Origin of the sequence: Actinomadura sp. WMMB 499, from assembly GCF_008824145.1 — a bacterium.
GTDB lineage: Bacteria > Actinomycetota > Actinomycetes > Streptosporangiales > Streptosporangiaceae > Spirillospora.
Genome location: NZ_CP044407.1, coordinates 1,417,025 through 1,442,539, shown reverse-complemented (window position 1 = coordinate 1,442,539; position 25,515 = coordinate 1,417,025). Strand labels below are relative to the sequence as shown.

General features: G+C 69.5%; 29 protein-coding genes. 13 read left to right on the top strand and 16 right to left on the bottom strand.

Going from position 1 to position 25,515, the window contains the following annotated elements; translation table 11 throughout:
• Positions 1 to 25: 25 nt before the first annotated feature.
• Genes F7P10_RS06250 through F7P10_RS06240 form a run of 3 tightly spaced genes read right to left on the bottom strand, consistent with a single transcriptional unit; the run spans position 26 to position 3,215 of the window.
• On the bottom strand, positions 26 to 868 hold the full coding sequence (locus F7P10_RS06250) for a carbohydrate ABC transporter permease (RefSeq protein WP_151008484.1): 843 nt from the start codon (positions 866 to 868) through the stop codon (positions 26 to 28).
• Positions 865 to 1,902, bottom strand: a complete 1,038-nt coding sequence (locus tag F7P10_RS06245; RefSeq protein ID WP_151008483.1) for a carbohydrate ABC transporter permease — start codon at positions 1,900 to 1,902, stop codon at positions 865 to 867. Before F7P10_RS06245 ends, F7P10_RS06250 begins: the two co-directional genes overlap by 4 nt.
• Positions 1,903 to 1,907: 5 nt before the next feature.
• Entirely contained in the window at positions 1,908 to 3,215 is a 1,308-nt protein-coding gene (locus F7P10_RS06240) for an ABC transporter substrate-binding protein (protein WP_218040395.1), read from the bottom strand.
• A gap of 211 nt (positions 3,216 to 3,426) precedes the next feature.
• On the opposite strand from F7P10_RS06240, the gene F7P10_RS06235 reads away from it, so the two are divergent.
• The 4 genes from F7P10_RS06235 to F7P10_RS06220 all read left to right on the top strand — a co-directional run bounded on the left by F7P10_RS06235 (position 3,427) and on the right by F7P10_RS06220 (position 6,119).
• Positions 3,427 to 4,125 (top strand): nucleotidyltransferase domain-containing protein, encoded by a 699-nt coding sequence (locus F7P10_RS06235; protein ID WP_254716441.1) that lies wholly within the window; start codon positions 3,427 to 3,429, stop codon positions 4,123 to 4,125.
• 133 nt (positions 4,126 to 4,258) lie between these two features.
• The gene (locus tag F7P10_RS06230; protein WP_254716440.1) at positions 4,259 to 4,534 is read left to right on the top strand and encodes a hypothetical protein; all 276 of its coding nucleotides are present in this window, start codon (positions 4,259 to 4,261) and stop codon (positions 4,532 to 4,534) included.
• Positions 4,535 to 4,619: 85 nt separating this feature from the next.
• A complete protein-coding gene (locus F7P10_RS06225; RefSeq protein ID WP_151008480.1) occupies positions 4,620 to 5,426 on the top strand; it encodes an SAM-dependent methyltransferase in 807 nt (268 codons plus the stop codon).
• Between the two features lie 45 nt (positions 5,427 to 5,471).
• On the top strand, positions 5,472 to 6,119 hold the full coding sequence (locus F7P10_RS06220; RefSeq protein WP_151008479.1) for a Uma2 family endonuclease: 648 nt from the start codon (positions 5,472 to 5,474) through the stop codon (positions 6,117 to 6,119).
• A gap of 89 nt (positions 6,120 to 6,208) precedes the next feature.
• Here the strand turns inward: F7P10_RS06220 and F7P10_RS06215 are convergent, their stop codons facing one another.
• Positions 6,209 to 7,642, bottom strand: coding sequence for a non-reducing end alpha-L-arabinofuranosidase family hydrolase (locus F7P10_RS06215; RefSeq protein ID WP_254716439.1), 1,434 nt, complete (start codon positions 7,640 to 7,642; stop codon positions 6,209 to 6,211).
• Positions 7,643 to 8,026: 384 nt separating this feature from the next.
• Here F7P10_RS06215 and F7P10_RS06210 point away from each other — a divergent pair, with 384 nt between their 5' ends.
• Positions 8,027 to 9,445, top strand: coding sequence for an endo-1,4-beta-xylanase (locus F7P10_RS06210; RefSeq protein WP_254716438.1), 1,419 nt, complete (start codon positions 8,027 to 8,029; stop codon positions 9,443 to 9,445).
• 490 nt (positions 9,446 to 9,935) lie between these two features.
• On the opposite strand, the gene F7P10_RS06200 is transcribed toward F7P10_RS06210, so the two are convergent.
• Entirely contained in the window at positions 9,936 to 10,544 is a 609-nt protein-coding gene (locus tag F7P10_RS06200) for a TetR/AcrR family transcriptional regulator (protein WP_151008477.1), read from the bottom strand.
• Between the two features lie 82 nt (positions 10,545 to 10,626).
• Here F7P10_RS06200 and F7P10_RS06195 point away from each other — a divergent pair, with 82 nt between their 5' ends.
• Entirely contained in the window at positions 10,627 to 11,628 is a 1,002-nt protein-coding gene (locus tag F7P10_RS06195) for an oxygenase MpaB family protein (RefSeq protein ID WP_176611323.1), read from the top strand.
• A gap of 66 nt (positions 11,629 to 11,694) precedes the next feature.
• On the opposite strand, the gene F7P10_RS06190 is transcribed toward F7P10_RS06195, so the two are convergent.
• Positions 11,695 to 12,609 carry a hypothetical protein gene (locus tag F7P10_RS06190; RefSeq protein ID WP_151008475.1) on the bottom strand — a complete coding sequence of 305 codons (915 nt, stop codon included), beginning with the start codon at positions 12,607 to 12,609 and terminating at the stop codon, positions 11,695 to 11,697.
• Positions 12,610 to 12,771: 162 nt separating this feature from the next.
• Between F7P10_RS06190 and F7P10_RS06185 the strand changes: the two genes are divergently transcribed.
• Positions 12,772 to 13,620 (top strand): LLM class flavin-dependent oxidoreductase, encoded by an 849-nt coding sequence (locus F7P10_RS06185; protein WP_151008474.1) that lies wholly within the window; start codon positions 12,772 to 12,774, stop codon positions 13,618 to 13,620.
• A gap of 42 nt (positions 13,621 to 13,662) precedes the next feature.
• Here F7P10_RS06185 and F7P10_RS06180 read toward each other — a convergent pair whose 3' ends face one another.
• The 3 genes from F7P10_RS06180 to F7P10_RS06170 all read right to left on the bottom strand — a co-directional run bounded on the left by F7P10_RS06180 (position 13,663) and on the right by F7P10_RS06170 (position 15,632).
• Positions 13,663 to 14,340: a DUF6082 family protein gene (locus tag F7P10_RS06180; RefSeq protein ID WP_151008473.1), complete on the bottom strand. Its 678-nt coding sequence runs from the start codon at positions 14,338 to 14,340 to the stop codon at positions 13,663 to 13,665.
• A 219-nt stretch (positions 14,341 to 14,559) separates the two neighbouring features.
• Positions 14,560 to 14,829: a hypothetical protein gene (locus F7P10_RS06175; protein WP_151008472.1), complete on the bottom strand. Its 270-nt coding sequence runs from the start codon at positions 14,827 to 14,829 to the stop codon at positions 14,560 to 14,562.
• A gap of 437 nt (positions 14,830 to 15,266) precedes the next feature.
• On the bottom strand, positions 15,267 to 15,632 hold the full coding sequence (locus F7P10_RS06170) for an ATP-binding protein (protein ID WP_176611322.1): 366 nt from the start codon (positions 15,630 to 15,632) through the stop codon (positions 15,267 to 15,269).
• A 147-nt stretch (positions 15,633 to 15,779) separates the two neighbouring features.
• Between F7P10_RS06170 and F7P10_RS06165 the strand changes: the two genes are divergently transcribed.
• From F7P10_RS06165 to F7P10_RS06155, 3 genes are read left to right on the top strand one after another with little or no spacing between them, the layout of a single operon-like run.
• A complete protein-coding gene (locus F7P10_RS06165) occupies positions 15,780 to 16,592 on the top strand; it encodes a helix-turn-helix transcriptional regulator (protein WP_151008470.1) in 813 nt (270 codons plus the stop codon).
• Entirely contained in the window at positions 16,589 to 16,780 is a 192-nt protein-coding gene (locus F7P10_RS06160) for a DUF397 domain-containing protein (RefSeq protein ID WP_151008469.1), read from the top strand. Before F7P10_RS06165 ends, F7P10_RS06160 begins: the two co-directional genes overlap by 4 nt.
• A 43-nt stretch (positions 16,781 to 16,823) precedes the next feature.
• Complete coding sequence (locus F7P10_RS06155) at positions 16,824 to 17,018, top strand: DUF397 domain-containing protein (protein ID WP_151008468.1); 195 nt, start codon at positions 16,824 to 16,826, stop codon at positions 17,016 to 17,018.
• Between the two features lie 78 nt (positions 17,019 to 17,096).
• On the opposite strand, the gene F7P10_RS06150 is transcribed toward F7P10_RS06155, so the two are convergent.
• The 6 genes from F7P10_RS06150 to F7P10_RS06125 all read right to left on the bottom strand — a co-directional run bounded on the left by F7P10_RS06150 (position 17,097) and on the right by F7P10_RS06125 (position 22,381).
• Positions 17,097 to 17,999, bottom strand: coding sequence for a J domain-containing protein (locus tag F7P10_RS06150; RefSeq protein ID WP_151008467.1), 903 nt, complete (start codon positions 17,997 to 17,999; stop codon positions 17,097 to 17,099).
• 2 nt (positions 18,000 to 18,001) lie between these two features.
• A complete protein-coding gene (locus F7P10_RS06145; RefSeq protein ID WP_151008466.1) occupies positions 18,002 to 18,724 on the bottom strand; it encodes a hypothetical protein in 723 nt (240 codons plus the stop codon).
• Between the two features lie 114 nt (positions 18,725 to 18,838).
• Positions 18,839 to 19,855, bottom strand: coding sequence for an ABC transporter substrate-binding protein (locus F7P10_RS06140; protein WP_151008465.1), 1,017 nt, complete (start codon positions 19,853 to 19,855; stop codon positions 18,839 to 18,841).
• Positions 19,852 to 20,682 (bottom strand): ABC transporter permease, encoded by an 831-nt coding sequence (locus F7P10_RS06135; RefSeq protein ID WP_151008464.1) that lies wholly within the window; start codon positions 20,680 to 20,682, stop codon positions 19,852 to 19,854. The genes F7P10_RS06140 and F7P10_RS06135 overlap by 4 nt, the downstream gene beginning before the upstream one ends.
• Positions 20,679 to 21,443, bottom strand: coding sequence for an ABC transporter ATP-binding protein (locus F7P10_RS06130; protein WP_151008463.1), 765 nt, complete (start codon positions 21,441 to 21,443; stop codon positions 20,679 to 20,681). Before F7P10_RS06130 ends, F7P10_RS06135 begins: the two co-directional genes overlap by 4 nt.
• A complete protein-coding gene (locus F7P10_RS06125; protein WP_151008462.1) occupies positions 21,440 to 22,381 on the bottom strand; it encodes a DUF6282 family protein in 942 nt (313 codons plus the stop codon). The genes F7P10_RS06130 and F7P10_RS06125 overlap by 4 nt, the downstream gene beginning before the upstream one ends.
• Before the next feature lie 338 nt (positions 22,382 to 22,719).
• Here F7P10_RS06125 and F7P10_RS06120 point away from each other — a divergent pair, with 338 nt between their 5' ends.
• The 3 genes from F7P10_RS06120 to F7P10_RS06110 all read left to right on the top strand — a co-directional run bounded on the left by F7P10_RS06120 (position 22,720) and on the right by F7P10_RS06110 (position 24,833).
• The gene (locus F7P10_RS06120; RefSeq protein WP_151008461.1) at positions 22,720 to 23,589 is read left to right on the top strand and encodes an alpha/beta fold hydrolase; all 870 of its coding nucleotides are present in this window, start codon (positions 22,720 to 22,722) and stop codon (positions 23,587 to 23,589) included.
• Between the two features lie 288 nt (positions 23,590 to 23,877).
• A complete protein-coding gene (locus F7P10_RS06115; protein ID WP_151008460.1) occupies positions 23,878 to 24,432 on the top strand; it encodes a hypothetical protein in 555 nt (184 codons plus the stop codon).
• Entirely contained in the window at positions 24,432 to 24,833 is a 402-nt protein-coding gene (locus F7P10_RS06110; protein ID WP_151008459.1) for a hypothetical protein, read from the top strand. The genes F7P10_RS06115 and F7P10_RS06110 overlap by 1 nt, the downstream gene beginning before the upstream one ends.
• 67 nt (positions 24,834 to 24,900) lie before the next feature.
• Here F7P10_RS06110 and F7P10_RS06105 read toward each other — a convergent pair whose 3' ends face one another.
• On the bottom strand, positions 24,901 to 25,446 hold the full coding sequence (locus F7P10_RS06105; protein ID WP_151008458.1) for a hypothetical protein: 546 nt from the start codon (positions 25,444 to 25,446) through the stop codon (positions 24,901 to 24,903).
• Between the last annotated feature and the right edge of the window lie 69 nt (positions 25,447 to 25,515).

Genomic DNA, 25,515 nt, shown 5'->3' with positions numbered 1-25,515 from the left:
TCGTTTCGGTGGCCAGATCGGGTTTTCACTTGACGCCGCCGGCGGTGAGCCCGGCGACGATCCGGCGCTGGAAGACCAGCACGACGACGATGAGCGGGACGGTCACGATGACGCCCGCCGCCATCTGGGTGCCGAACGGCTGGTCGAAGCCGGACACGCCGGTGAACTTCGAGATCGCCACGGTGGCGGTCTGCATGTCCTTCTCGTTCACCATCGACAGCGCGATGAGGAATTCGTTCCACGCGGCGATGAACGTCAGGATCGCCGTGGTGAACACCCCGGGCGCCGCCAGCGGGACGATGATCTTCCGGAAGGCCTGGCCGCGCGTGCAGCCGTCCACCATCGCCGCCTGCTCCAGCTCGAACGGGAGCTGCCGGAAGAACGCGGTCAGCAGCCAGATCGACAGCGGCAGCGCGAAGCCGAGGCTCGGCACGATCATCGCCTGGTAGGTGTTGATCCAACCGATGTCGGTGAAGAGTTTCAGCAACGGAACGAGTTGGGAGATTCCGGGGAACATCGACGTCGCGACGATGAGCCCGAGCAGCGCGTTCTTGAACCGGAAGCGCAGCCGGGCCAGCGCGTACGCCGTGGAGACGCCGATGATCAGGGTCAGTGCGGTGGTGGTGCCGGCCACGACGACGCTGTTGAGCAGTGCCCGCCCGAAGCCGTTGTCGCCCTGGAAGACCGCGGTGAAGTTCTCGAGCGACCACCGTACCGGGACGATCGAGTTGTCGAACTGGTCCTGCGGGCGCCGGAACGCCGAGACCGTCATCCAGTAGAACGGCGCGAGGCAGTAGAGGGCCACGGCCGCGATCCCGGCGTACGACAGGATCCGCCGGGTCCGGGTCCGGGTCCGGGAGGCGGTCATGCCTGCACCGCCTTCCGTCGGCGCGCCTTCTGGCGTTTCGCTCGTTTCGTCTCTTCGCGGGCCTCGCCGATGATGTCGGCGCCCAGCAGCTTCACGAACAGGTACGCGATCAGCGCGATGTAGACGAACAGCACCGTCGCGTACGCCGCCGCCGACCCGTATCTCAGGTTGGACGCCTCGAACCACGCGATCATCGTCAGCGTCTCCACGGAGTCCTGGTTGACGCCGATGAGGACGGCCGGGAGGTCGAACATGCGCAGCACGTCCAGCAACCGGAACAGCACCGCGACCAGCAGCGCGGGCTTCACCAGCGGGAGCGTGACGCTCCAGAACCGCTGCACGGCGCTCGCGCCGTCCACGCGGGCCGCCTCGTGGACGTCCCGGGGGATCATCTGCAGGCCGGCGAGCACCAGCAGCCCGATGAACGGCGACGTCTTCCACACCTCGGCGATGATCACCGCGAGCTTGGCGGGCCAACCGTCGGCCGTCCACAGGATCTGCTGCCGCAGGAGCGCGTTCGCGGCCCCGTCGGCCTGGAAGATCCATCGCCACAGCAGTCCGGAGATCGCGGTCGGGATCGCCCACGGCACCAGGATGCTCGCCCGGACGAGCGCGCGGCCCCGGAACGCCCGATGCATGATGAGCGCCATCCCGACGCCGATCACCGTCTCGAGGATCACGGTCGTGAACGTGAAGAACGTCGTGTTGCCGAACGCGTTCCAGAACGCGCCGGCCGGGTCGCCGCTGAAGATCGCGGTGTAGTTGTCGAAACCGACGAAGCGCGTCCCCTCGACGACGAACCCGCTCTCGTCCAGGCCCTCGCCCCGCGCGTACAGCGACTCGCGGAACCCGGCCAGCACCGGGTAGCCGATGACCAGCGCCAGTACCAGCAGGGTCGGGGACAGCAGCAGCGCGGCGAGCCGCCGCTGACCGCGCGCGTCCCCGCCGCCCTTCCCGCCGCCGGGCGCCCGCCGCCCGCGCGGCGCGGCCGCCGCGGCGTTCGCCGCGGCGGCCCGCTCGTCCTGCGTCGTCATGCCGGTCACTTCTGGGCGGTCAGGGTCTCGAGCTCGCCCTGCAGGTCGGCGAGGGCCTCGTCGACGGGCGCGTCGCCGGTGACGGCCGCGTAGCCGGCCTCCTGGATCGCGGCGGTCACGTCGCCGTACTTCACCGCGACGGGACGCGGCGTGGCGTTCTCGATCGCCGACTTCAGGACCGGCAGGTACGGGAACTTCTTCACCAGCTCGGGGTCGTCGTAGAGCGCGGCGATCGTCGGTGCCTGCGAGGTGGCCAGCAGGTTGTCGCGCTGGGCCTGCGCACCGGTCAGGTAGCGGACGAAGTCCAGGGCGGTCGCCTTGTTCTCCGCGAACGCCGAGATCGCGAGGTTGTGCCCGCCGAGGTTGGAGACGCCCGGCCCGTCCGGTCCGGGCAGCGGCGCGACGGCGAACTTCCCGGCGACCTCGGACGAGCCGTCGTCCTCGTTCGCCAGCGAGTACTGGTACGGCCACTGCCGCTGGAACACGAGCCGGCCCTCCTGGAAGTGGCGGCGTCCGCCCTCGGTGTCGAGCGTGATCGCCGACTTCGGCATCCGGCCGTCCTCGTAGGCCCGCACCAGGAACTCCAGGCCCTGCTTCGCCTGCGGGGTGTTCACCGCGGGCTTGCCGTCCGGCCCGATGATGGCGCCGCCCGCGCTGCCGATCGCCTCCACCATCGAGATCGTCATGCTCTCGCTCTTGTTGACCTCGGTGAAGAAGCAGTCGACGTCCTCGGCCTCGTCGAGCCGTTCGACCTTCGCGCAGGCGTCCCACATCTGCCGGTAGGTCTTCGGCGGCTCGGAGATCCCGGCCTTCTCCAGCAGGTCCTCGCGGTAGTAGAGCATCCCCGCGTCGGACGTCGACGGCACGGCGTACAGCCGGTCGCGGTACCGCCCGGTCTCGACCGTCGCGGGCAGCATCGTGGACAGGTCGATCTTGTCCTCGGGCAGCTCGGTCAGCCACCGGTTGGCCGCGAACTCCGCCGTCCAGACGACGTCGAGGTTGAGCACCGTGTACGCGTCCGACTTCGTCGTCGCGTTCTGGATCATCTGCTGCCGCTGCTCGTTGGGCTCGTCCGGCAGCTCGATGACGCGCACCTTCTCGTCCGGGTGCTCGGAGTTCCAGCCGTCCAGCTGCTTCTGCAGGTTTCCGGAGCGGTCCTTGCCGGTGACGAACGTGATGGGGCCGCGGCCTTGCAGGCTTTCCGCGGACGTGCCGGACGATCCGTCGCCGTCGCCATCGCCGCCGCAGCCGGCCAGGGAGAGCGCGAGGACGGCGCCGGCGACCGCGCCGCCGATCCGGGGGATGCGCCGCATGGGGTCCTCCATTCACGGGACGGGCGGTGCCGGCCGCCGTCCCGCCGTTCGGTGGATGGGGGTGGTTGATCGGGGACATTAGCAACGCGTTTCAGGATCGTAAACAGCTTGCAGAAACTTTCAGCAACTTCGTGTCTGATCTGTGTTCGGCTTGCAGAGGCCGCAGGAAACCCGTTCGACGTCGCCGCGCCCGTTACGTCAGGCTTCGTGCGTGACCGAACCGGTGAGCACCGACCTGCGGCTCGTCCGCGACCACACGATCCTGTCCGTCGTGACGGGATCGCGCGCGTACGGCCTCGCGACCGGCGGCAGCGACGTCGACCGGCGCGGCGTGTTCGCCGCGCCCGCACCGCTGTACTGGCGTTTCGACAAGCCGCCCACCCATCTGGACGGCCCGCTGCCCGAGCAGTTCTCGTGGGAGCTCGAGCGGTTCTGCGAGCTGGCGCTCGCCGCGAACCCGACCGTCCTGGAGTGCCTCTGGTCGCCGCTCGTCGAGCGCGTCACCCCGATCGGCGAGGAGCTCCTGGCCGTCCGCGCGTCCTTCCTGTCCCGCCGCGCGCACCGCACGTTCCTCCGCTACGCCGACAGCCAGTTCCGCAAGCTGCAAGACGACTTGCGCAAGTCCGGCGAACCCAACTGGAAGCACGTGATGCACATGCTGCGCCTCCTGCACAGCGGCCTGCACCTCGTCCGCACCGGCGAACCGCTCGTCGGCGTCGGCGACCTGCGCGACCGGTTCCTCGCCGTCAAGCGCGGCGAGATGCCCCGGGACGAGATCGACGCGTGGCGCGCCGAACTCACCGCGGGCATGGACGGCGCCCTCGACGCGAGCCCGCTCCCCGACCTCCCGGACCGCGACCGCGTCGAGGAGCTCCTCGTCTCCGTCCGCCGAAGGAGCCTCGAATGGTGACCCTCCCCGAGGGCCTGCTCGACCGCTTCACCGCCGAACACCCCCACCCCGCGCGTTCCTCACCGTCAGCGGGTCGCACATCTACGGCTTCGAGTCCCGCGACTCCGACATCGACCTGCGCGGCGTCCACCTCATGCGGACGGGCGAGCTCGAGACCGACCTGACGAGGCTGCTCGACGGCGCGCCGCCGTACGTCCCCGACCTCATCGCCGCCAAGCGCGAGGCCGAGCACGCGGGCGTCCCGTCGGGCGCCCCCGGCCGCCCGGTCCTGCGGGCGGACGTCGACGCGCTCTCGGCACTCCTCGAGGACGAGCGCGACCGCAGCGCCCTGCCCGAGCGCCCGACCGCGGAAGGAGTGCTGCACGACCTGCTCGTCCGGACCCGCCTGGCCGGGCTATACCACACCTGAACCTTCCGGTGGGGTTGCGACACCACCGGCGAGGGGATCTTCCTTCGCGGACGGCGTGGGGGCGCCGTTCCCGAAGGGAGCCGTCATGACCGTCGCCAGCCCGTCCTGGGCGGAACTGCGCGAACCCGCCGACGCCGCGGCCCGCGCCGGCTCGCTGCTGGACGTCCTGCGCGCCGAGCTGCCGCCGGACCGTCCCGTCACCGTATGGAACGCCCGGTGCGGCGACGGGGCCCTGTCCCGGTGGCTTGCACCCCGCCTGCACGGGCCCCAACACTGGATCATGCACGACTCCGACCCCGCACTCGCGGCCCGAGCCGTCGAGGGGATCACCCGTGCCGCGAGCGACGGCACTCCCGTCACCGCGCCCGTCACCGCGGAGGTCCGGGTGGCCGCGCTCGCCGAACTCCGCGCGGCCGATGTCGTCGGCACGTCCGTCCTCGCGGCCTGCGACGTCTTGCACCGGCTCACCGCCGCCGAGGTCGACGCCTTCGCCGCGACCGCCTGCCGTCCCGCGCTGCTCACCCTCACCCCGATCGGCCGGGTGCGGCTCGATCCGGCCGACCCGCTCGACGTCGAGTTCGCCGCGGCGGCCGACGCGCACCGCCGCCGCGACGGCCGGCTCGGCGTCGACGCCGCGTTCACCGCCGCCGACGCGTTCACCCGCCGCGGCGCGACCGTCCACACCCGGCCGAGCCCCTGGCGGCTCGGCCCCGCCCGCTCGGCACTGATGGCGCAGTGGCTCCGCGGCTGGGTCGCCGCCGCCGTCGAGCACCGTCCCGCCCTCGCCGCCGACGCCCCGGCCTACCTCCGCCGCCGCCTCGCCGACTGCGCCAACGGCGACCTCACCGTGGAGGTCCGCCACCTCGACCTCTTGGCCGTCCCCGCCCGCTGACCTCCGACCGCACCGCACCACCGCGTCACGCTCCGTAGGATCGGCTTGGCCGATCCGCCCGACCGAGAGCGCCTGGACATGACCGTGTGGCATGAGCAGCAACATGAGCCGATCACCTGGGAGATGTTCCTGGAGATCGATGACGACATCCGGCGTGATCTGGAGATCGTGGACGGGTTCGTCGTTCCCCGCGAACAGCGCAGGCGCGAGCATCAGAAGGTGGGCACCCGGTTGTCGCTCGCGCTCGAACGCGCGGCAGTGGAGCAGGTACGCCGGTCCGGAGGCGCCGAGTGCTACGAGACCAACACCGAAGTCGACGTGCTGCTGTGGGAAGTTCCCGCCACGGCACGCAAGCCCGACGCCGTCCTGCACCGCTGCATACCGGACTTCGAGCAGCTCGCCGCCGAGCACTGCCTCGTCGTGGCCGAGGTTCTCTCGACATGGTCGGGTAGGCGCGACCGCGTCCACAAGATGGCCGACTACGCCGATGCGGGCATTCCGCACTACTGGCTGGTGTCGTTCGACAAGGTCGGGGCGCTGTCGATCGAGCGCCATGCGCTGACCGGCGGTCGTCGCGGCTATGCGCACATCGGGACGACGCACCGCGACATGGGCCCGGTCGCGGTCAGCGCGACGGACCCCTTTCCCACGGAGATCCTCTGGGAGGAGCTGGAGATCGCCCCCAAGGTGTGAGCCGTGGTCCGCGGTGACGTGGGCGGGCTCGGCCTTCTGCCGAGCCCGCCCACGCGGATCCGCACCGGAGCCGGACCCGTGTCACGCCGTCAGCGTTGCAGTGTCAGAAGCCCCGGCCGGTAGGGCAGGAGGCCGTAGTCGGTGCCGTCGGAGCCGGGATCGCGCCCCTGGTAGAGCAGTTGCAGGTTGCAGGGATCGACGGTGAAGGTCTGATCGGCACCGGCGCGGACCAGTTCGCCGTGGCTGATGTCGTCGGTCCACGTGGCGCCACTGTTGACCTTGCCGGCGAAGGGGGCGCCCTCGCTCGCGGCCTGCGGTGTCCACGAACCGTTCAGGCTGGTGGCCGTGAACGAGCGGAAGTAACGATCACCCTGCGAGCCGATCGCCTCGACGAGCATGAGGTAGCGGTTCCGGTCCTTGAGCTTGTAGACCTGAACGCCTTCGAACAGATTGTTCTGCGTATCGCTCATGATCACCGTCGAGGTCGCGCCGAAGCTGCCCGGGAAGTTCCCGATCGGCATGCCGGCCCGGTAGATCTTGCCGTTGTCACCGGCGAAGAAAAGGTACATGTTCGTGCCGTCGCCGATGAGCGTCTGGTCGATGGGGCCCGTTCCGGAGCCGGAGATGCTTCCGGAGAAGAGCTCCTGCTCCGATGACCACCCGTTCGGGTCGGCCGGGTTGTTCGAGGTCCGGTAGGAGAAGGCGGTCCGCCCCCACTGGTAAGCGAGCACCCAGATGTTCTTCGGCGCGAAGTAGAAAAGCGTGGGCGCGACGGTGGAATTCGACATCCCGTTCTGGCCGGCCGACGCCATGTCCGACCAGTTGGAGAACAGGCTGAAGTTCATCGAGCCCCACCTCGTCCCGTAGTCATGCGTCGTCGCATAGACGAGATGCCCGCCGTTGTAAGGGGCGACGGTGAAGTCCTTGAGCGACGCCCACCCCGAATCCGGCTGCGCCAGCGGGCCCGTCGACGTCCAGCGGTACGTCGACGGAAGAGCGCACGGCTGATTCGGGTCGTCGCTTCCGACCTCGACGAGGCGCCACTGCTGGTTGGTGCCGCCCCAGTCGTCGTACTGGACGATGTTCGCGTTGTCGGCGGTGGAACCGCCCTGCACCTCCAGGGCCTTGTCGCTGTGGCGGGAGATGAGCCTTACGTGGCCGTCCGGGCTGTCGGCCAGCCTCCACTGCTGGTTGGTGCCGTCGTGGTCGGACCACTGGACGATCGAGGCGCCGTTGGCCGTCGACCAGTTGTAGACGTCCAGCACCTTGCCGGAGTGGCGGGACTTGATCCGGTAGTACCCGTCGCCGGAATCGACGAATTGCCACTGCTGCTGGTTCTGATCATTCCTGGTCCACTGGGTGATGCGGGCGCCGTCGCCGGTCGCCAGGTTGTAGACGTCCAGGGCCTTGCCGCTGTTGCGGTTGACCAGGACGTACCACTTGTTCACATCCACTGTCGCGGCTTGAGCGGTCTGTACGTTGGTCACGGACAGGAGCACCGACAGCAGGAGCGATGCAAGCACTGCACCGGTCCTCAACATGAACTACTTCCTTTCGTCCGATGTGCCTGTTACCGCTAACATTCCTGTCGCGAGAGGGCCTTCTCTCTATTGGGGATGGCGGGAGGGTGGTGGTGGCCGGAGTAAATACGAGGTGGAGTGACACGGTCAAGGGCCCCGAAGCTACGAAAAGTTTCGGACGCTACCCACCTGCTAGATCGGGCGTGCGAACTGCGTAGCCCGAGGTCCGCCATGAAACTTTCTGAAACTATTGACGGGACCGGCAAGGGCTCACACACTGAGTCCGCGACGCCCTGGGTGGTGAGTGCGTTCCAGTGCTGGAGCGCGGCGTCTGTTGCACGGCCGTGTCCGTGCACCCATCTCTCGTTCGTTCATGGAGGAACAGACGTGCGTATCGCCATGCCCAGATCAGGAATCCGCAAGCGGGCCCTCGTCGCGGGTGCTCTCGGGGTGCTCGCCTCGTCCGCCGCGCTCGTGGCACCGGCTCCGTCCGCCGCCGCCGCGGAGAGCACGCTGGGTGCCGCGGCGGCGCAGAGCGGCCGTTACTTCGGCACCGCCATCGCCTCGGGCAGGCTCAACGACCCGGTGTACACCACGATCGCGAACCGCGAGTTCAACTCGGTGACCGCCGAGAACTCGATGAAGATCGACGCAACCGAACCCCAGCAGGGCCGGTTCGACTTCACCGCAGCCGACCGCGTCTACAACTGGGCGGTCCAGAACGGCAAGGAGGTGCGCGGCCACACCCTGGCCTGGCATTCTCAGCAGCCCGGCTGGATGCAGAACCTCAGCGGCGGCGCGCTGCGCCAGGCGATGATCGACCACATCAACGGCGTCATGGCCCACTACCAGGGCAAGATCGTCCAGTGGGACGTCGTCAACGAGGCGTTCGAGGACGGCAACTCGGGAGCTCGCCGCAACTCCAACCTCCAGCGCACCGGCAACGACTGGATCGAGGTCGCCTTCCGCACCGCGCGCGCCGCCGACCCGGCCGCCAAGCTCTGCTACAACGACTACAACATCGAGAACTGGAACTGGGCCAAGACCCAGGCCGTGTACTCCATGGTCCGCGACTTCAAGCAGCGCGGCGTGCCCATCGACTGCGTGGGCTTCCAGTCTCACTTCAACAGCGGCAGCCCGTACAACGCGAACTTCCGCACCACCCTGCAGAGCTTCGCCGCCCTCGGCGTCGACGTGGCCATCACCGAGCTGGACATCCAGGGCGCCTCGCCGACGACCTACGCCAACGTGACCAACGACTGCCTGGCGGTCGAGCGCTGCGTCGGCATCACCGTCTGGGGCGTGCGCGACACCGACTCCTGGCGCTCGGAGCAGACGCCGCTGCTGTTCGACGGCAACGGCAACAAGAAGCCCGCCTACGACTCGGTCCTCAACGCCCTCAACGGCGGCACCGACCCGGGGCCGGGGCCCGGTGCGGGAACGATCAGCGGCGCCAAATCGGGCCGCTGCCTGGACGTGCCCAACGCCGACACCGCCGAGGGCACCCAGCTCCAACTCTGGGACTGCCACGGCGGCACCAACCAGCAGTGGACCCCCACCGACGCGGGCGAGCTCAGGGTCTACGGCGACAAGTGCCTGGACGCCGCCGGCACCGGCAACGGCGCCCGGGTCCAGATCTACTCCTGCTGGGGCGGCGACAACCAGAAGTGGCGCCTCGACTCCGACGGATCCATCGTCGGGGTTCAGTCCGGCCTCTGCCTGGACGCCGCCGGCACCGGCAACGGCGCCCCGATCCAGATCTACTCCTGCTGGGGCGGCGCCAACCAGCGCTGGACCCGCACCTGACCTGCCACAGGGGGTGAACGATGAATCCCCACGGTGCGGATCCCCCCCGGCTCCTCCGCACAGGCGTCGCCGGTGGTCCCGGTTCGCCGCCGCGGTGGCGGCGGATGCGGGCCTCTGCGTCGACCCCGCCCAGCGCTTCGCCACGGGCTTCAGTAGAGCGGCCCTGAGCCCGCTCCGGGCAGCCTGACCCACATCACCACCACCCACTCGGGCTGCCGTGCCGGTCATCCGGTCCAGTGGGCCGCGTTCGACGGAGGCCGCATCCCCGGTCCGGTCGACGGCTCTCCCGACGAGAGCGGCGTCGCCACCTGGACCAAGCGAGAGATCTGGAGGTTCTTCGCACAGTTCCAGTGCCACGCCCGCACCGCGGAGTGGAGCCGGGATCGCCCCGGCTCCACTCCGCCGTTCACCCCAGAACCCCTTGAGTACCTTGAACAACATCCCTCTCACGTCGGCGAACCGCTGGTCGAACCGCCGGGGGGTGCGAGTGTCAGCGGACGAGGCGCTCGACGGCCTTGGCGTGCAGCGCGGTCGACAGCTCGACGGCCGTGTCGACGACCGCGTCGAGGTCGTCGCCGAGCCGTCCGTCCGCCCACTGCCGGGCCAGCTCGATCATCGCGCCGGTGAACATGGTCGCGGCGACCACGACCGTCGGGCCGCCGCCCGGGCCCATGGCGACGAGGCCGTCCAGCAACGAGGTCTCGGCCTGCCGCCGCCGCGCGGCCAGCAGGTCGTTGCCGGGCGCCTCGGCGAACAGGACGCGCCCGCGCCGCGGGTCGTCGCTGATGAACCGGAGGACGTCCCGGACGCCCGCGCGGGTGCGCGCCTCCGGGTCCTGACCGGCCTCCGCCAGCGCCCGCTCCAGCACGTCGCCGAGCGCCGCGGCCTCCCGGTCGTAGACCGCGGCGAGCAGCTCGCCCGTGTGGGCGAAGTTCTCGTAGAAGTACCGCGTGTGGAGTTCGGCCTCCCGGCACACGGCGCGGACGGTCAGGCCCGCCTCGCCCTCGGCGCCGAACAGGGCGAACGCGGCCCGCAGCAGCATGTCGCGGCGCGCGTCCCGGCGCCGGGACGCGGGGACCCCCGCCCACCGGGTCGTCATGGCGCTCACGCTATCAAGTCTGGACACGGGCGTAACCGGATGCTTATTCTGGCCACAGTCGTATCCAGAATGGGAGTCCGGCATGCCGTCGAAGAGCAACATCATCGCGACGAAGTTCGAGGAGGCGTTCGACGCCGACATCCGCTCGAAGTTCTTCAAGGGCCTCGACTTCGCCGGCCCGGAGGGCGACCCCGGCTGGTTCGGGCCCGGCAGCGCCGTCTGGTACGTGCACTCGCACCTGCCCACCCTGATCCTCGGCCTGGTCGGCGCCGCCTACATCGAGGGCCTGGACCCGAGCATCAGCTGGATGGCCTACGACCACTCCCGCATCCCCGAACGGGACAAGAACGGCATCCCCACCGGGAACGTCGACGCCCACGGCGCGACCGTCCGGCTCGGGCACTCCGTCTCGTTCTTCATCGGGACCGCGTACGGCTCCACCGAGACCGCCGAGCGCCTGGCCCGCACCGTCCGCGCCATGCACCACACGGTCAAGGGCACCCGTCCCGACGGGCTCGCCTACGACGCCGACGACCCCGACTGGCTGCGCTGGAACTACGCCACGGTCGTCTGGGGCCTCGCGACCGCCCACGAGCGCTACCACCGGCGCCCCCTGCGCGACATCGACCGCTACTACCGCGAGTTCGTCCGCGTCGGCGAGGCCCTCGGCGGCACCGACCTGCCGGCGACCAAGGCCGAGACCCTCGACTGCCTCGAGTCCTACCTGCCGCGCCTCGCGGTGACCCCGATCAAGGCGTTCGCCACCGGCCCCAACCTCCGCGGCAGCGAGGCCAAGCCGTGGGAACCCGGCAGCCCGTTCATGGACTGGGCCGCCCGCGACATGCTCCCCGAATGGGCGCGGAAGCTGGCGATGTACCAGCCGCCCAACCCGATCGCCCTCCGCGCCCGCCGCGCCGCCCTCTGGACCGCGATCAACGGCCTCTACGAGGCCACCGGGCCGATCCGCGAGTTCCGCGAGGCGAAGGCCCGCGTCGCGAAGGGCACCTCGGAGCCCGTCGCGTCCACCGCGCCCACCGCTCCCGACCCCGTCCTGACCCGGGACGAGGTCGAGGCGATGGCCTGACCCCCCGGCTCCCGCGGGGCCGCCGGGGAGGGGGTCGGCGGCCCCTGCTCGGGACGCGGCGGGCGGTCAGAGCACGAAACGACTGTGGTCGAAGAAGTGTTCTCGCGACGCTTTCCGGGCCGCCGCGATCCACGCCCGATCGTTCCCCGGAGTGGGATTGGAGATCGGCCCCGCGGTGTCGAACCAGCACGCGAACGCGCACCGGGTGTGCTTTCCGCCCGCCGCCGTCGTGGTCATGTACGCGATCTGGTCCTTCATCCACGACACGTTCTGCGATCCCCGGTTGCCGTAGCCGATTTCGGGGACGCACCACGGGATGCCGCGCGACCGGGCGAACTCGACCGCCGGACCCCACAGGGACTCCTTCGACCCCACGTGGGAATAGCCGTCCGCGCCGTAGCAGTCGACCAGTCCGTCGCCGGGCCACATGTCGGCGTACGTGCGCCCCTTCGACGGGTTCGTCCCCGCCCACGTCGTGACGATCTGCACCGTGTACAGGCGCGACCAGCCGTCCTCCTGCACGCGCTTGGCCAGTCGGCAGAACCGCCGGAAGCCCGCGCGATAGGTGGAGAGCGAGAACGTGCCGTTCTTCAGTTTCACGTCCGGCTCGTGCCAGATCGTCACGAACGCGACGTGGGCCTTGGGGACGCTGCGCAGAAAACCGAGGATCCGTTCGTCCAGTGATCCGGACGCGACGGCGGCCATGTCCGGCTTTCCCGACCAGCAGCTCGCGCGCTTTCCGGCGTCGGCCCCGGCGTTCGACGCCGCCCACGACCTCGGGATCCCGTCGCGCGGGCGCTGGTAGACGCGGCGGATCGTGAGCGGCCCGTACCGATCGTCCAGTTGCGGGTAATCCGAGCCCGACAGGTTGTCGCCCGCCGCGCCCCACAAGATCGAATCGCGTTTTTCCGCCAATGGATCTCCACCGCCTTCGCTGTCGTATGGAATAGTTATTCCCTGCTTGAATGGCAATGCAAGCATTCGGCGAACGGGTATATGGTAGATCTTTTATAATTGTGCGCGACGATCACGTCCACTGATTAGGGAGGTGTCCGGCCAGGGGTTTTGGTCGGTGTCAAAAGCATTCTCACAAGCGAAGAATGCTGCTTCCGCACGGCTCCGCGGGGGGAGTAGCATCCCCGCATGCGCTACGGAGTCTGCGTGCCCAACATCGGTGAGTTCGCGGAGCCGCGTCAGGTCGCCGATCTCGCCCGGCGGGCCGAGAACGCGGGGTGGGACGGGTTCTTCGTCTGGGACCACGTTGTGTTCCCCTACGGCCCCCAGGAGGTCGCCGACCCCTGGGTGCTGCTCACGCTCGTGGCCACCGCGACCGAACGGATCCGGTTCGGCCCGATGGTCACGGCGGTGGCCCGGCGGCGCCCCGGGCCGCTCGCGCGGCAGACGACCTCGCTGGACCGGCTGTCGGACGGACGGCTGGTGTTCGGCGCCGGGCTGGGCTTCACGCTGGACGCCGAGTACGGCACGTGGGGCGAGTCCGTCCGGCCGGCCGAGGTGGCGGGGCGGCTGGACGAGGGGCTGGAGCTCCTCACCGGGCTGTGGTCGGGCGAACGCGTGGACTTCCACGGCGAGCACCTCACCGCGGCGGACGTGACGTTCCGGCCCACGCCGGTGCAGCGGCCGCGCCCGCCCGTCTGGATCGGCTGCAACTGGCCGAACCGGCGCCCCCTGCGCCGGGCGGCCCGCTGGGACGGCGTCGCGCCGATGATGGTCGACATGGCGGACGGCTCGTGGAACCCCACGCCCGAGGCGGTGGCCGAACTCGTCGGCGCCGTCGAAGCGCACCGGGACGCCGACGGCCCGTTCGACGTCGTGATCACCGGCGCGACCCCGGCGGACGAACCGGGCGCCGCCCGCGAGACCGTCGCGGCGATCGCCGACGCCGGCGCGACCTGGTGGCTGGAGGGCTCCCGGCCGGCGCCGGGCGAGTACGCCGCCGCCCTCCGCCGGATCGAGGCCGGCCCGCCCCGCTGACACCGGGCCCAGGACCGGTCAGCGCGACCGGTGTGAGGCGCCTCAGCGTCTCGGCGTGCGACTGGTCCGGCGGATGAGGGCGCGAAGGAGGGGGACCAAGGCCGCCGCGCCCGTAGCTGCGCCTGCAATACGGGCCCAGGGGCGAAGGACACGCGGCCGGCTCTCGGGCTGGGGAACGGGGGCCCGGTCGTACTCCTCGTCCAGGATTTGATGGAAGCGACGGGCTTGCCTGGTCTCTGACGTGCTCATCCGCACCTGGCGCGCGTCCTGCCAGTAGGCGCGTCCCGGACGGCCGCTGAACATCTCGCGGGAGATGGCCCGCAGCCGTTTCTCGGGTAGGGCCTTGGTCTCGAAAGACATCTGCCACTCGGACACGATCATGTTGATGTACATGAGTTGACGTCGGGTCTTGCGGTCCTCGCCCTCAGGCACCGGGCCCCATGCCTCGTCGAGGCCGGGGTCGTCCATCGCCATCTTGAGAAGCTCGGCTATGGCGATGCGTCGAGCCTCTTCACGGGCGATCTTCGTCTCGCGCGCCTGCAAAATGAGGAACCCCCCGACCCCGACCAGCGTGATGATCGAGAGGTGCACAGCCATCGTGACGGAGCGCCAGTCGCGTTGATCTAAATAATCCTCGTCCAGGATCGTTCCTGTGATGGCGAACGCGGTTGCGAGGCTCAGAGCGAGTAGGAAGGCGAGGGCGAGGACGAGCATGTACATCGTGCTTCGTCCCGGGAGGCGGGAAGGCATGAGGGGAAGGTAGGCCGGAGAGCGGGACGCGAGCGCTGTATTCCAGGAGATGGGAGACAGGGCGTCGTGCCGCACGGCGATCTCGATGCAGCCACGTTGTGCCGATGTCGCGGCGGGCCGCCCACGTTCGTGGTCTGATAGGCGACCTGCCGCGACACCGATGCCCAGTGTTCTCTGGTGAAAGAACCGTCAGGCGTCTCGGATGTCTGGTTTGGCGGCCGAGAGCATGCGGCCGGGGATGATGACCAGACGTTCGTCCTGCCCGATGCTCACGCCCCGCGGGAGGCGTCCGGCGTATGCGCTCGTCGCTTCGCGACCGATCACGGCGATATCGCCGTTGTCCAGCTCCCAGATCTCCGGGCAGTCCTGCGTGGTGCGACTGGCGCCCACCTCGGCGGCGGTCTTTCCCAGCCTGCGCTGGAACTTCGCGTCGTGGTCTGCTTCCCAGGGTCTCGTCATGGGCCACCCACTTCCAGTACTCAAGTCGCTAGCTATGAGACTCTCGCAGGAGTGCGCAAAAGCGACAAGAGTGACGTTGGGGAGGCGTGTGGGACGAGTTGGTTGCCGGTTGTCGAGTCATGCGGCGGGCCTGTGGGATGTGCTGCGGAGATGTGCCTCAGAAATATTTGATGGAGTTTCGGAGGAGTGAGGGTCCTCTTGCCATGAAGTAAGGTGCCCGGCTGCTGCCGGTCATGGCTCGGATCGACGGCCGGGGCGACGTGCCGAAGTGACGGCCTCGTCCCCGTCCCTGGTGCGGTGCGACCTGGGGCGGCCAGATCTTGTGCGTGGATCTGGCCGGCCGAGCCATTGACCGGCGTGGCGCCCTGCCTCACCTTGCAAGGTTGGCGAGCCGACTCGGCCGTCCGGGCGTTGGAATGGATCGCTGGGGCAGCCGGTCACGTCGGCATGAGCGCCCAAACGATCTTTCCTTGTCCGGTGGCGGACGGGCGCACGCCGGTGTCCTTGGCGTAGGCGGCGATGATCGCGAGGCCGCGCCCGTTCAGCGCGTCGAGGTCGGCGTCACGGGCCTGCGGGAGTTCGGGAGACGGGTCCCAGCACTCCAGGAGCGGCGCGCCGTCGTGGACGGCGACCCGGACGCGGAGTTGGTGACAGGGTGCAGAATTGACCGCATTTGTCGTTATCTCGCTCATGACGAGAACCGAGTCTTCGATCAAGAGGCGCCTGTAGCCCCACTTGATGAGGGCGTAGCGGACGAGTTCGCGCGCGAATATGACCGAGGAGTCCACTCCTAGTATGGTCATCCGGATTTCATCCGATTGTGGCATTTGAACTCTTGGTGCGTGGTCATTCATGTCCACCGTCCTGTTCTCGTGATCTGCTTCACAGGATCGGTAGCGCTGGGCTAATGTGCGTCGTATCTCGAAAACATCGATACGTGAGGAGTGTTGATGAGTGCTCGTGAAATGATCGATCCGAAGGCGTCGCTGTGGTCCTGGCTGGCCTTTGACCTGTGGTTTTATCGAACCCAGCGAGGGATGTCGCTCGCGCAGATGGGACAGATCGTCAATGCCGCTCGTGGAACGGTATCGAACTGGGAGGCCGGACGTCTGAGGCCACAAGATGATCATATGGATGCCCTGGATAGGGCATGGAATACGGGTGGTCACTTCGCTCGACTGCTCTGGTATGCCCGTTCCGGACACAATCCGGACTGGTTCAAGCAGTATGTCCAATATGAGGAAGCTGCTGAGATTATCAAGATCTACAATGGCAGAGCGATCCCCGTCCTGATTCAGACGGAAGCGTACGCGCAAGCCGTGCTGTGGTCGGCCGGGCGCACCAGAGAGGTGGAGGTCGAGAGCAAGGCGCGCATGAAGCGCCAGGGGATCCTCAAGAAATCGGATTCGCCGCACGTCTGGGTTCTTGTCGATCAAGAGGCTCTTGAGTGCCCTGTGGGGGGCAGAGAGGTCATGCGCGCTCAGATGAGCCGCCTGCTCGACATCGGAGACAATCCCCGCCTGATCGTCCGTGTTGTGCCCAGGTCGGCGGGTCCCCATCCTGGTCACGATGGGACTTTCCAGACGCTGAAGGTGAAGGGGCGAGAGGTTGCCTATGCGAGTGCCCAGATCGGCGGGAGGCTGATCGAGACCGGTGACGAAACCGCGAGCCTCGGGATAAAGTTCGATCAAATCGGGGCGCTTGCCCTGTCTCGGGATGCTTCGCGGGACTTGATCGAGCAGACGATGAGGACGTACGAATGACCAAGTGGCGGAAGAGTTCCTACACCGGTACGGGTAACGATGATGTGTGTGTCGAGGTGGCTGACCTGGGCGAACGTATTGGCGTGCGGGACTCCAAGGATCCTGAGGGGCCTCGTCTCGGGTTCAGTTCGGAGGACTTCGGCGGGTTGCTGGCGCGGATTCGGCGTGGGGAGCTGAATCTCGACTAAGACGTTCCTAGCCCTCGAATACGTCGATGACCTGGGGATTCATGTGATCGTGTGGCGCAGGGGCTCCCACAGCGGAGGCGGTCACGACGATGCGTGCGTGGAGGTCGCGGATCTGGGGCGTCTGGTCGGCGTGCGGGACTCCAAGGATCCGGACGGGCCCCGGCTCGATGTCGGGCCTCGAGAGTTCGGACGGTTTGTCGCTCGGGTCCGGGCCGGGGAGTTCGATCGTCGGACCTGACGAACGTCCGGCTCCTTGAGGCTTCCAGTCTCCCGTGCGCTTGAGCCGTCCGGGCCACGGGCCGTGGGGCCGGCTCGGTCAAGGGTGGCGGAGAACAGCCGTCGCCTCTTTCTCCCCGTTGGCCGCGTAGTAGACGATGTCGGTCTTGTCGCCCTTGCGGGGCGTGAGGTTCAGGGCGCCGACGTCGCATCCGGACATGTCATCCGGAAAGTCCGTCTCGACCGTGAGGGTTTTCCCCTCGTTGACGACCGGGACGGCGGTGCCGGTGCACTCTCCTTTCAGGTAGCGCACCTCGCCGAGCTTCAGGCCCTCTTCCAGGGTCAGTTCCACGTCCCAGGAGTTCCGGTCGCCCGCGACTCGCTTCACGGTGCCCGCCCATGTCCCCGCGAGGTCGTCCGGCACGGACGCCTCGGGCGTCGGGCCGTCCGGCTGGAGTGCGAACACCAGGGCGGTGCCCATGATGAGCACCCAAAATATGGCGAAGACGGCCGCGCAGCCGATGGCGAGGCGACTGCCGGGGCTGTGCCGGGCCCGTGGATACTGCGGCGCCATGTATCGCGGCGGCGCAGGAGGCGGCGGCGGTGGGGGCGGTCTTGGTGGTGGCGGGGGCTGTCGTCCGGGGGACGCGCTTTCCCACGGGTCTTCCGGAGCGTCGGAGCGGCCCGCGCCCGGGGTGGCGGCGGCCCACGGGTCGTCTATGAGCTCCTCGGCCTCCGGTGCGCCGGGCTCGTCCGGAACGGGGTCGCGGCGGGCGGCGTCGTACGCGGCGCGCCGGGTGGTGAGGACGTCGCGCGCGGCGTTGATCAGGCGCAGGCGGTCCTCGGCGGCGGCTTTCGCGGTGGGGTCGGTGACGCGGTCGGGGTGGTGCGCGCTCGCCTGCTTCCGCCAGGCGCGCCGGATCTCGTCCGCCGAGGCGTCCGGAGGGACGCACAGCAGTTCGTAGGCGTCGTTGCCCGCCAGCTCGCCGAACAGGATGGACAAGGTCAGCGGCCGATCCTGCGCGACACCGAGGCGCGGTAGCAGGTGAGGGTCCAGTGGGCGGTGGCGGCGGTGTGGCCCGCCGGGACGACCATCGACCCGACGGCGACCGTCACGTCCTTCGCTCCGGCGAGGTAGTAGATAAAGGTGTCGAAGCGGTGCTCGAAGCCCCAGTAGTACCAGTCGTTGCGCAGGATCTGCTGTCCTGCGAGGAAGGGTGTCTGGAGGAGTTCCTGCGCCTGCGCGGGCAGGTTGCCGAGGACGCCGCGGGACTCGCGGGTCAGGCCGAGGTCCGGCGGCGCCGCCCCGGGGGCGGACGACGGCCCGGCCGTGCGGGGCGCGGGACGGTGCTCCACCGAGACGTGCCGGAGGGAGCCCGGAGCGAACTGGAAGGACGAGATCACGTAGACGGGGCGGTGCTCGGTGTTCACCCGGGGCTCGGCGATCGACAGGCCCGACTCCCCGAAGGTGACGGCGTAGCTGCGCCCGTCGCCGCTCGAGCCGTCGATGTTGGCGTACCAGTCGATGGCGGTTCCGGAGAGTTCGGCGAGGCGCTCGCGGGTGCGGGCGCCGACCGACTCCCAGCGCCCCGCGCGGTCGCCGTCGCCGCCGAGCGACATCTCGCCCGGCTGGTGGACGCCGGACGCGTCGCGCCTGGTGAGCCCGCCGCCGCGTCGGGTTTCGGGAGTGCCGGGACCGGACGGCACCGCTGGAAAGGAGGAGTTCATACGCAGCCCCTGACCCCGTATTGACACTGCTTGATCAGGTTAGTGCGAACGGGGCCGGGCGTCGACGAACATTCCGGAGCCGTCCCCGGCCGGGATCGGCCGGGGACGGCGGGGTCAGCCTCCTTCGGTGACGCGCAGGTTCGGGGGGACGATCTCCTCGTAGGTCGGGAGGCGTTCGACGAGGCCGGTGGTGCGGTGGAACCGCAGGGCCGTGTCGATCGACTGACGGGTGAAGCCGATCTGGGGCGGGACCTCCTCGCGCAGGATCGGGACGAGCGCCTCGCGGGCCTGCGGATCGACGGTCTTGTTGTACTCGGCGAGCAGGCCGGGGACCTCCTCGGGACGCTCGCGGATGTCGGCCTGGGCGCGGGCGATGGCGCGCTGGAACGCCGCGATCTCCTTGCCCTTCTTGTCCATGAGCTTCGCGGTCGTGAACGCGACGCCGTGCGCGGTGGTCTCGAAGCCGGGGATGTCGCCGCGGGACGGCGAGATGTAGAGCCGCCCGGCGCCCGCGGCCTCGGCCTGCTGTGCGATCGGCTGGAAGAAGGACAGGGCGTCGACGCGGCCCGCCTTGAGGGCGCCGATGGCGGACGTCGCCTTGGCGCCGAGGTTGACGAGTTCGACGTCGGTGTCGGAGTCCATGCCCACCCGCTGGAGGAGGTAGGTGACGAGGGCCTCGGTGCCGCTGCCGGGGCCGGTGATGCCGATCTTCTTGCCGTCCAGGGCGCGGATCCGCTGGTCGAGCGGGGCCGAGTCCGGCGGGCCGGACCAGTTCTCCGCGACGATGATGTCGACGTAGTACTTGTCGACGAGGTTGGCGACGAGCCGGGTGTCGTCGTCGATGCGGGCGAGGTTGAGGGCGTCGGTGAGGACGCCCGCGCCGACGTCGATGCTGCCGGACTTGAGGGCGGCGGCGACCTTCGCGCCGGTGCCGAGGCGGGGACGGTCGCCGAGCTCGACGCCCTCCTGCGCGAAGTAGCCCTTCTTCTCGGCGATGAACAGCGGGAAGAACGCGATCGAGTTGCTGATCTGGCCGACGTTCAGCGTGCCCGGCGGGGTGGTCGAGGTGCGGTTCGCGCATCCCGCGACCGCGAGGACCAGGACGAGCAGGGCCGCGAGCAGGCGCCTCATCGCGACTCCACCGGCTTCCAGCGGCTCAGCCTGCGGTCGAGCAGGCCGACGAGCAGGTTCAGCACGGCCGCGATGACGCTGAGCACGACGAGGGTGGCGAACACGCCGGCGGTGTCGAACTGGGCGGCCGCGTCGTTGATCAGGTAGCCGAGGCCGCGGTTGGACGCCACGAGCTCGCCGATCACCGCGCCGATCAGGGCGTAGGGGATCGCGACCTTCAGGCCGGTGAGGACGCCGGTCATGGAGCCCGGCAGGACGACCTTGAACGTGATGTGCCACCGCGATCCGCCCATCAGCCGGACGGCGTCGATGAGGCCCCGGTCGACCTCGCGGACGCCCGCGACGGTGTTGAGGAACACGAGGAAGAAGACGGTCGCGGCGGCGAGCAGCACCTTCATGTTCATGCCGATGCCGAACCAGACGATGAACAGCGGGGCGAGCGCCACCTTCGGGATGGAGTACAGCGCCATGATGAACGGGTCCAGCACCCGGTAGAGCAGCTTCGCCGAGGCGAGGGCGAAGCCGAGGACGACGCCCGCGGCGGCGCCGAGCGCGAAGCCGTAGACGATCTCCTGCACGGTGACCCAGGTGTTCGACCACAGGACGCCGTCCTGGTGCCACTGGACGAGGCGGTCCCAGATCTCGGACGGGCGGCTGGTGAAGATGACGTCGAACCAGCGGTCGGCGGCCCACTCCCAGACGAGGAGCAGGGCCGCGACGAGGACCACGCGGGCGGTCCACACGCCGACGGTCGTCCCGTGTCTGGCCCAGAAGCCGCGGTCGATCCGGACGATCTCCGGTGCGGCGCCCTGGATGTCGGCGCTCATCGTGCCCCCTCGCGGAGTGCGTCGGTCATCTTGCGGTGGAGGGAGACGAACCGGGGGTCGACCCGCAGCTCGTCGGGGTCGCGGGGGCGGGGAAGGTCGATCTCCTCGTCGAGGACGACGCGGCCGAGCCGGCCGAGGACGACGACGCGGTCGCCGAGCAGGAGGGCCTCCTCGATGTCGTGGGTCACGAACACGACGGTCTGGCCGCTGCCCTGCCAGAGCCGGAGCAGCTCCTTCTGCAGGTCGTGCCGGAGCTGGGCGTCGAGCGCGCCGAACGGCTCGTCCATCAGCAGGGTCTCGGGTTCGCAGGCCAGCATCCGGGCGAGGCTGACCCGGCGCCGCATGCCGCCGGACAGCTCCCGGGGGTAGTGGCGCTCGAAGCCGCGCAGGCCGACCCGCTCGATCAGCTCCTCCGCGCGCTCGCGGCGGCGGGCCGACGGCACGCCGCGCAGTTCCATCGGCATCTCGATGTTGCGCCGGACGCTCCGCCACGGCATCAGCGTGTCGGACTGTGTCAGGTAGCCGATGTCGACGCGCGGCTTGGTGACGGGTTCGTCCCGGTACAGGACTTCGCCGGACGAGGGCGTCGTGAGGCCCGCGAGGAGGTTGAGCATCGTGGACTTGCCGCAGCCGCTGCGCCCGAGCACGCTGACGAAGCCGCCCTCCGCGATGTCGATGTCGAAGTCGCGGAGCGCGACGATGCCCTGGTCGTCCTTGACGAACTGCTTGCCGAGCCCTCGGGTTTTGAGTACGGATGTCACGGTCGGGCCTCCTCGGCGCGGTCGGCACCGGCGAGCCAGCGGCTGTTGCGGACGGCCATGGTCCGGACGTCGTCCGCGGTGAAGCCCTCGGCGAGCAGGCGGTCGGCCATCAGCGCCAGCCCGTCCTCGACGGGCGGGTTGAACGGCTGGCCGAGGTCGCTGGACAGGACCGAGTGCTCGGGCCCCACCGCCTTGATGTTCTCGACCCAGAGCTCCCACGAGACCTTCCCCGTGTAGGGGGTGGTGAAGCAGCGCTCCATCAGGGCGCCCTTCGCCGCGAGGGCGCGCTGCCGCTCCGCGCCGACCCGCTGGGAGGTGAACTCGGGGTGGGTGACGACGATCCGCCGCACCCCCTCGGCGGACGCGGCGTCCACGACGGTGGCGATCTCGGCCTGGCTCAGATGCCCGGTGGCCAGCGTCATGTCGTGCCTGGCGATCACGCGCAGCACCTGCCGGACGTTCTCGGTGATCTTCCCGTCGTCGTCGACGACGTCCACCGGGTCGGCGGCCATGCCCTCGGCGCGCAGCTCCTGCTGGAGCCGCGCCCACATCGGCGGCTTGGCGCCCTCGGGGTCGTGCGCGGTGCATTCGCGCTGGTTGGCGCTGTCCACGGTCGGCATCCAGACGACCTGGGCGCCGCCGCGCGCGGCGATCTCGACGGCGACGGGGTTCATGCCGCCGACCGAGCCGTTCAGCGTGATCGCGCCGACCGCGTCGAAGCCGGGGACGGCGGCGCGCACCACGGCGGCGCGCTCGGCGGTGGGCGCGTAGTGGGACTTGAGCACGAAGCCGCTCATGCCCGCCGCGGTGAACCTGGGGGCGAGCGCGAGGTCGTCGATGCGGCGCTCCATCACGTCGGGGGCCACATGGATGTGCACGTCGTACGCGCCCCGCACGAGTTCGCGCGCCCGGTCGGACGGCGTGGGGTGGTCGGTCATGCTTCGGCGCCTCCTGTCGACGTCACTGGTGCCAAGATTGTCAACAATTTCGGCGACATCGTCAATGCCCTGGTGGTCCGAGTATGTCCGGCGCGATTTCGGAGTACCGGCGAGACCGGGCACGTCAAGATCGTCAAGAGTCGTCGGCGGCGGCTGTACAGCAAGCCCGCCGCGCGGCGGGAGCTGGGCGGGGGACCGCTTTCTGGGCGATGGCCGAGCGGAGCATGCCCGACCCTCCGTCCTGCCGGGAACGTCTGCGCCGTCTCGGCCCGGATCTGTGGCTGCCGGAATCGTTGGCGGAGCGGTGAGTTCCCGGCGCCGACGGAGTCCATACGGGCATGACTGAGCACACACTCCAAACTCCCGAGGTCGATCTCGTCTACGACGTCCACGGGCCGCTGCCGACCGCCGACGGGCGGCCGCCGCTGGTGCTGATCGGCCAGCCCATGGACGCCGCCGGGTTCGCCACGCTGGTGTCGCACTTCCCGGAACGGACCGTGGTCACCTACGACCCGCGCGGCCTCGGCCGCAGTACCCGCAAGGACGGACGCGTCGACAACACGCCCGAGACGCAGGCCGCCGACGTGCACGCGCTCATCGAGGCGCTCGGCGCGGGCCCGGTCGAGCTGTTCGGCAGCAGCGGCGGTGCGGTGACCGGGCTCGCGCTGGTGGCGGCCCACCCGGGCGACGTGACCACCCTGGTGGCGCATGAGCCGCCGCTGCTGCCGGTGCTGCCCGACGCCCGGGCCGCCGAGCGCGCCCAGGCCGGCGTCCGGGACGCCTACCAGGCCAAGGGGTGGGGTGCCGGCATGGCGGCGTTCGTCGCGATGACGACGTGGCAGGGCGAGTTCACCGACGAGTACTTCGCGCGGCCCGCGCCGGACCCCGCCGCTTTCGGGATGCCGGCCGAGGACGACGGCTCCCGCGACGACCCGCTGCTGTCGGACCGCTCCTGGGCGGTCAGCGGCTACCGGCCCGACGTCGAGGCGCTGACGGCGGCGCCGACGCGGATCGTCATCGCGGTGGGCGAGGAGTCCCGGGGCGTCATCACCGGACGCACCTCGGAGGCGACGGCCGAGCTGCTCGGGCGGCGGGCGACGGTGTTCCCGAGTCACCACGGCGGGTTCATGGGCGGCGAGTTCGGCCAGACCGGGCAGCCGGAGGCGTTCGCCCGCACACTCCGCGACGTCCTCGACGCCACCGCCTGACACCGACCGCCCGTATCGAGGTGAGCCCGCGCGACCCGGTCGTCGCGGCGGCGTCGGATCCGGTGAAATCGAAGGGCCTCCGCTATTTCCGGCACAGCCTGAAAGGCCGCAGTTTTTCTGATTACTGCGCTCGGCCGGATCGGAGTCGATCGTCCCTGTTCAGTGGCACTGTCGGAAACCTTATCGTTTTCCCCAATTGTCGCTCAACGGCCGTTCGTCCCTCGGGTCACATAAGCGTGGCAGAAAGGGGAGGCTCACGGCGGGGCTGCGCAATATACGGTGTCGCGTATGCGAGCGAAAATCTTCTGCGCGACCTTCGTTGCCGTGGTTATCGGGACGGCCGGCGTGGGTCCGGCGCAGGCGGCCCCTCCTTCGGGCGATCGGCTGGCGTGGGCGGCGGGCCCGGCCTCGGCGGTGAGCCGGGCTCAGGCGCAGGTGGCGCCGCCGTGGGGTGCCTGCGGCCGCAACACCGACCCGCAGAAGCTGGTGCGGTTGTTCACCAAGAACCGCGTCGTCGACTTCGCCCTGCGCTGCGGCGGCCCGAAGTACAGTTCCTCCCCGACCTGGGGGTACCGGCACATCCTCTGGCGGCACAGGGGCGACTTCGAACGCATGGCGGCCGGGACGTACCAGAATTGGCGCGACATCGCCGACCTCGCGATGAGCCACAACACCTCCGACCCCGACCGGTACAGCCACGGTGGCGGGAAGTCGTGCTACTCGCGGGTCCTGTATCTCAGGAACATCCGGACCAATCAGGTCGTGCGCAAGCAGATCTTCAAGATGATCGTCTCCAGCAGCAACAACATCATCACCAGCTACCCGGCCGGGACGCACTGCTGATGAACGTGGCCGCCGGTCTCGTCGCCCGGCTCCGCCGCCTCGGATACACGGTCGCCGGGACGGCGCCGGGCGTCCACGAGGTGACCGCCCACGCCGGGCGGCCGCTCCACCGGCGGCCACGACTCGTCCTCCCCGAGGACGTCCTGGCGGAGTACATCGCCGCGCTGCGGCACGACGCCGCCGAGGCGGGCCTGGCCCCGCTGGATCTGATCGAGACCCACATCCAGGAAGAGTTGGACTCGATCGACCCGGAAGGCCGCAACCGCACCACGGCCCTCGGAGTCCGGCGCGACCACGCCGGCCGACCCGAATGGTTCGTCACCCAGGACCCCCGCCCGCCGCCGGACGCCGCCCCCGGCTTCCGTTGGGACGCCGCCCCTCCGGACGCCGGAGCACCGTGACGGACGTGCGGTGCCCCGTCCGTCACTGCCGATCGCGAGTTCACACAACGTCCGGCGCGGGCTGCGGCTATGGGCGGTTGAGGACACCCGTCGCCTTCTCCACGCCGTCCGTCACGTAATAGACGATTCTGACTTCATCGCCCTCGCGGGGGGTGAGGGTCAGGGTGTCGGCTTCGCAGTTGCGCTGTTCCTCTGGGAAGACGGTCTTGACGGTGAGTGTCTTGCCGTCGTAGGCGACCGGAACCGCCGTGCCCGTGCAGAGGCCGTGCTGGTGGCGCACCTCACCGACACGCCGCCCCTCTTCGAGGGTCACTTCGACGTGCCGTGACGTGTTGGTGCCGAAGTTGTCCGAGACCATTCCGGCCCACGTTCCCGCGAGGACGTCCGGTACGGACGCCTCGGCCGTCGGCTCGTCGGACCCGCGTACCACCACGACGCCCAGGACGATCAGAAGACCGGCGATGAGGACCGCGCAGGCGACTCCGGCTTTCGAGCCGATCGCGCGGCGAACCCGGGAAGGCGGCGACGCCGGTGGCGTGCCTCCAGGGGCGGCGGTGCCGTCACCTGTGTCCTCGGAGCCCTCCTCCGGCGCCGCCGGGAAAGACGAGTTCATGCACCATCCCCGTGAACGTTCTTCGAAATTTCCTTGATCAAGATAGCGGGAGGCGGATGCGGCCGACGA

What these genes read in the sequence shown, in the direction of transcription:
- F7P10_RS06140 (WP_151008465.1), bottom strand. Translation starts at nt 19,855, where the DNA reads ATGAGGCGCCTGCTCGCGGCCCTGCTCGTCCTGGTCCTCGCGGTCGCG.
- F7P10_RS06200 (WP_151008477.1), bottom strand. Translation starts at nt 10,544, where the DNA reads ATGACGACCCGGTGGGCGGGGGTCCCCGCGTCCCGGCGCCGGGACGCG.
- F7P10_RS06250 (WP_151008484.1), bottom strand. Translation starts at nt 868, where the DNA reads ATGACCGCCTCCCGGACCCGGACCCGGACCCGGCGGATCCTGTCGTAC.
- F7P10_RS06165 (WP_151008470.1), top strand. Translation starts at nt 15,780, where the DNA reads ATGAGTGCTCGTGAAATGATCGATCCGAAGGCGTCGCTGTGGTCCTGG.
- F7P10_RS06190 (WP_151008475.1), bottom strand. Translation starts at nt 12,609, where the DNA reads ATGCTTGCATTGCCATTCAAGCAGGGAATAACTATTCCATACGACAGC.
- F7P10_RS06170 (WP_176611322.1), bottom strand. Translation starts at nt 15,632, where the DNA reads ATGACCATACTAGGAGTGGACTCCTCGGTCATATTCGCGCGCGAACTC.
- F7P10_RS06135 (WP_151008464.1), bottom strand. Translation starts at nt 20,682, where the DNA reads ATGAGCGCCGACATCCAGGGCGCCGCACCGGAGATCGTCCGGATCGAC.
- F7P10_RS06175 (WP_151008472.1), bottom strand. Translation starts at nt 14,829, where the DNA reads ATGACGAGACCCTGGGAAGCAGACCACGACGCGAAGTTCCAGCGCAGG.
- F7P10_RS06225 (WP_151008480.1), top strand. Translation starts at nt 4,620, where the DNA reads ATGACCGTCGCCAGCCCGTCCTGGGCGGAACTGCGCGAACCCGCCGAC.
- F7P10_RS06160 (WP_151008469.1), top strand. Translation starts at nt 16,589, where the DNA reads ATGACCAAGTGGCGGAAGAGTTCCTACACCGGTACGGGTAACGATGAT.
- F7P10_RS06110 (WP_151008459.1), top strand. Translation starts at nt 24,432, where the DNA reads ATGAACGTGGCCGCCGGTCTCGTCGCCCGGCTCCGCCGCCTCGGATAC.
- F7P10_RS06120 (WP_151008461.1), top strand. Translation starts at nt 22,720, where the DNA reads ATGACTGAGCACACACTCCAAACTCCCGAGGTCGATCTCGTCTACGAC.
- F7P10_RS06230 (WP_254716440.1), top strand. Translation starts at nt 4,259, where the DNA reads ATGCGGACGGGCGAGCTCGAGACCGACCTGACGAGGCTGCTCGACGGC.
- F7P10_RS06105 (WP_151008458.1), bottom strand. Translation starts at nt 25,446, where the DNA reads ATGAACTCGTCTTTCCCGGCGGCGCCGGAGGAGGGCTCCGAGGACACA.
- F7P10_RS06195 (WP_176611323.1), top strand. Translation starts at nt 10,627, where the DNA reads ATGCCGTCGAAGAGCAACATCATCGCGACGAAGTTCGAGGAGGCGTTC.
- F7P10_RS06115 (WP_151008460.1), top strand. Translation starts at nt 23,878, where the DNA reads ATGCGAGCGAAAATCTTCTGCGCGACCTTCGTTGCCGTGGTTATCGGG.
- F7P10_RS06185 (WP_151008474.1), top strand. Translation starts at nt 12,772, where the DNA reads ATGCGCTACGGAGTCTGCGTGCCCAACATCGGTGAGTTCGCGGAGCCG.
- F7P10_RS06145 (WP_151008466.1), bottom strand. Translation starts at nt 18,724, where the DNA reads ATGAACTCCTCCTTTCCAGCGGTGCCGTCCGGTCCCGGCACTCCCGAA.
- F7P10_RS06180 (WP_151008473.1), bottom strand. Translation starts at nt 14,340, where the DNA reads ATGTACATGCTCGTCCTCGCCCTCGCCTTCCTACTCGCTCTGAGCCTC.
- F7P10_RS06125 (WP_151008462.1), bottom strand. Translation starts at nt 22,381, where the DNA reads ATGACCGACCACCCCACGCCGTCCGACCGGGCGCGCGAACTCGTGCGG.
- F7P10_RS06240 (WP_218040395.1), bottom strand. Translation starts at nt 3,215, where the DNA reads ATGCGGCGCATCCCCCGGATCGGCGGCGCGGTCGCCGGCGCCGTCCTC.
- F7P10_RS06245 (WP_151008483.1), bottom strand. Translation starts at nt 1,902, where the DNA reads ATGACGACGCAGGACGAGCGGGCCGCCGCGGCGAACGCCGCGGCGGCC.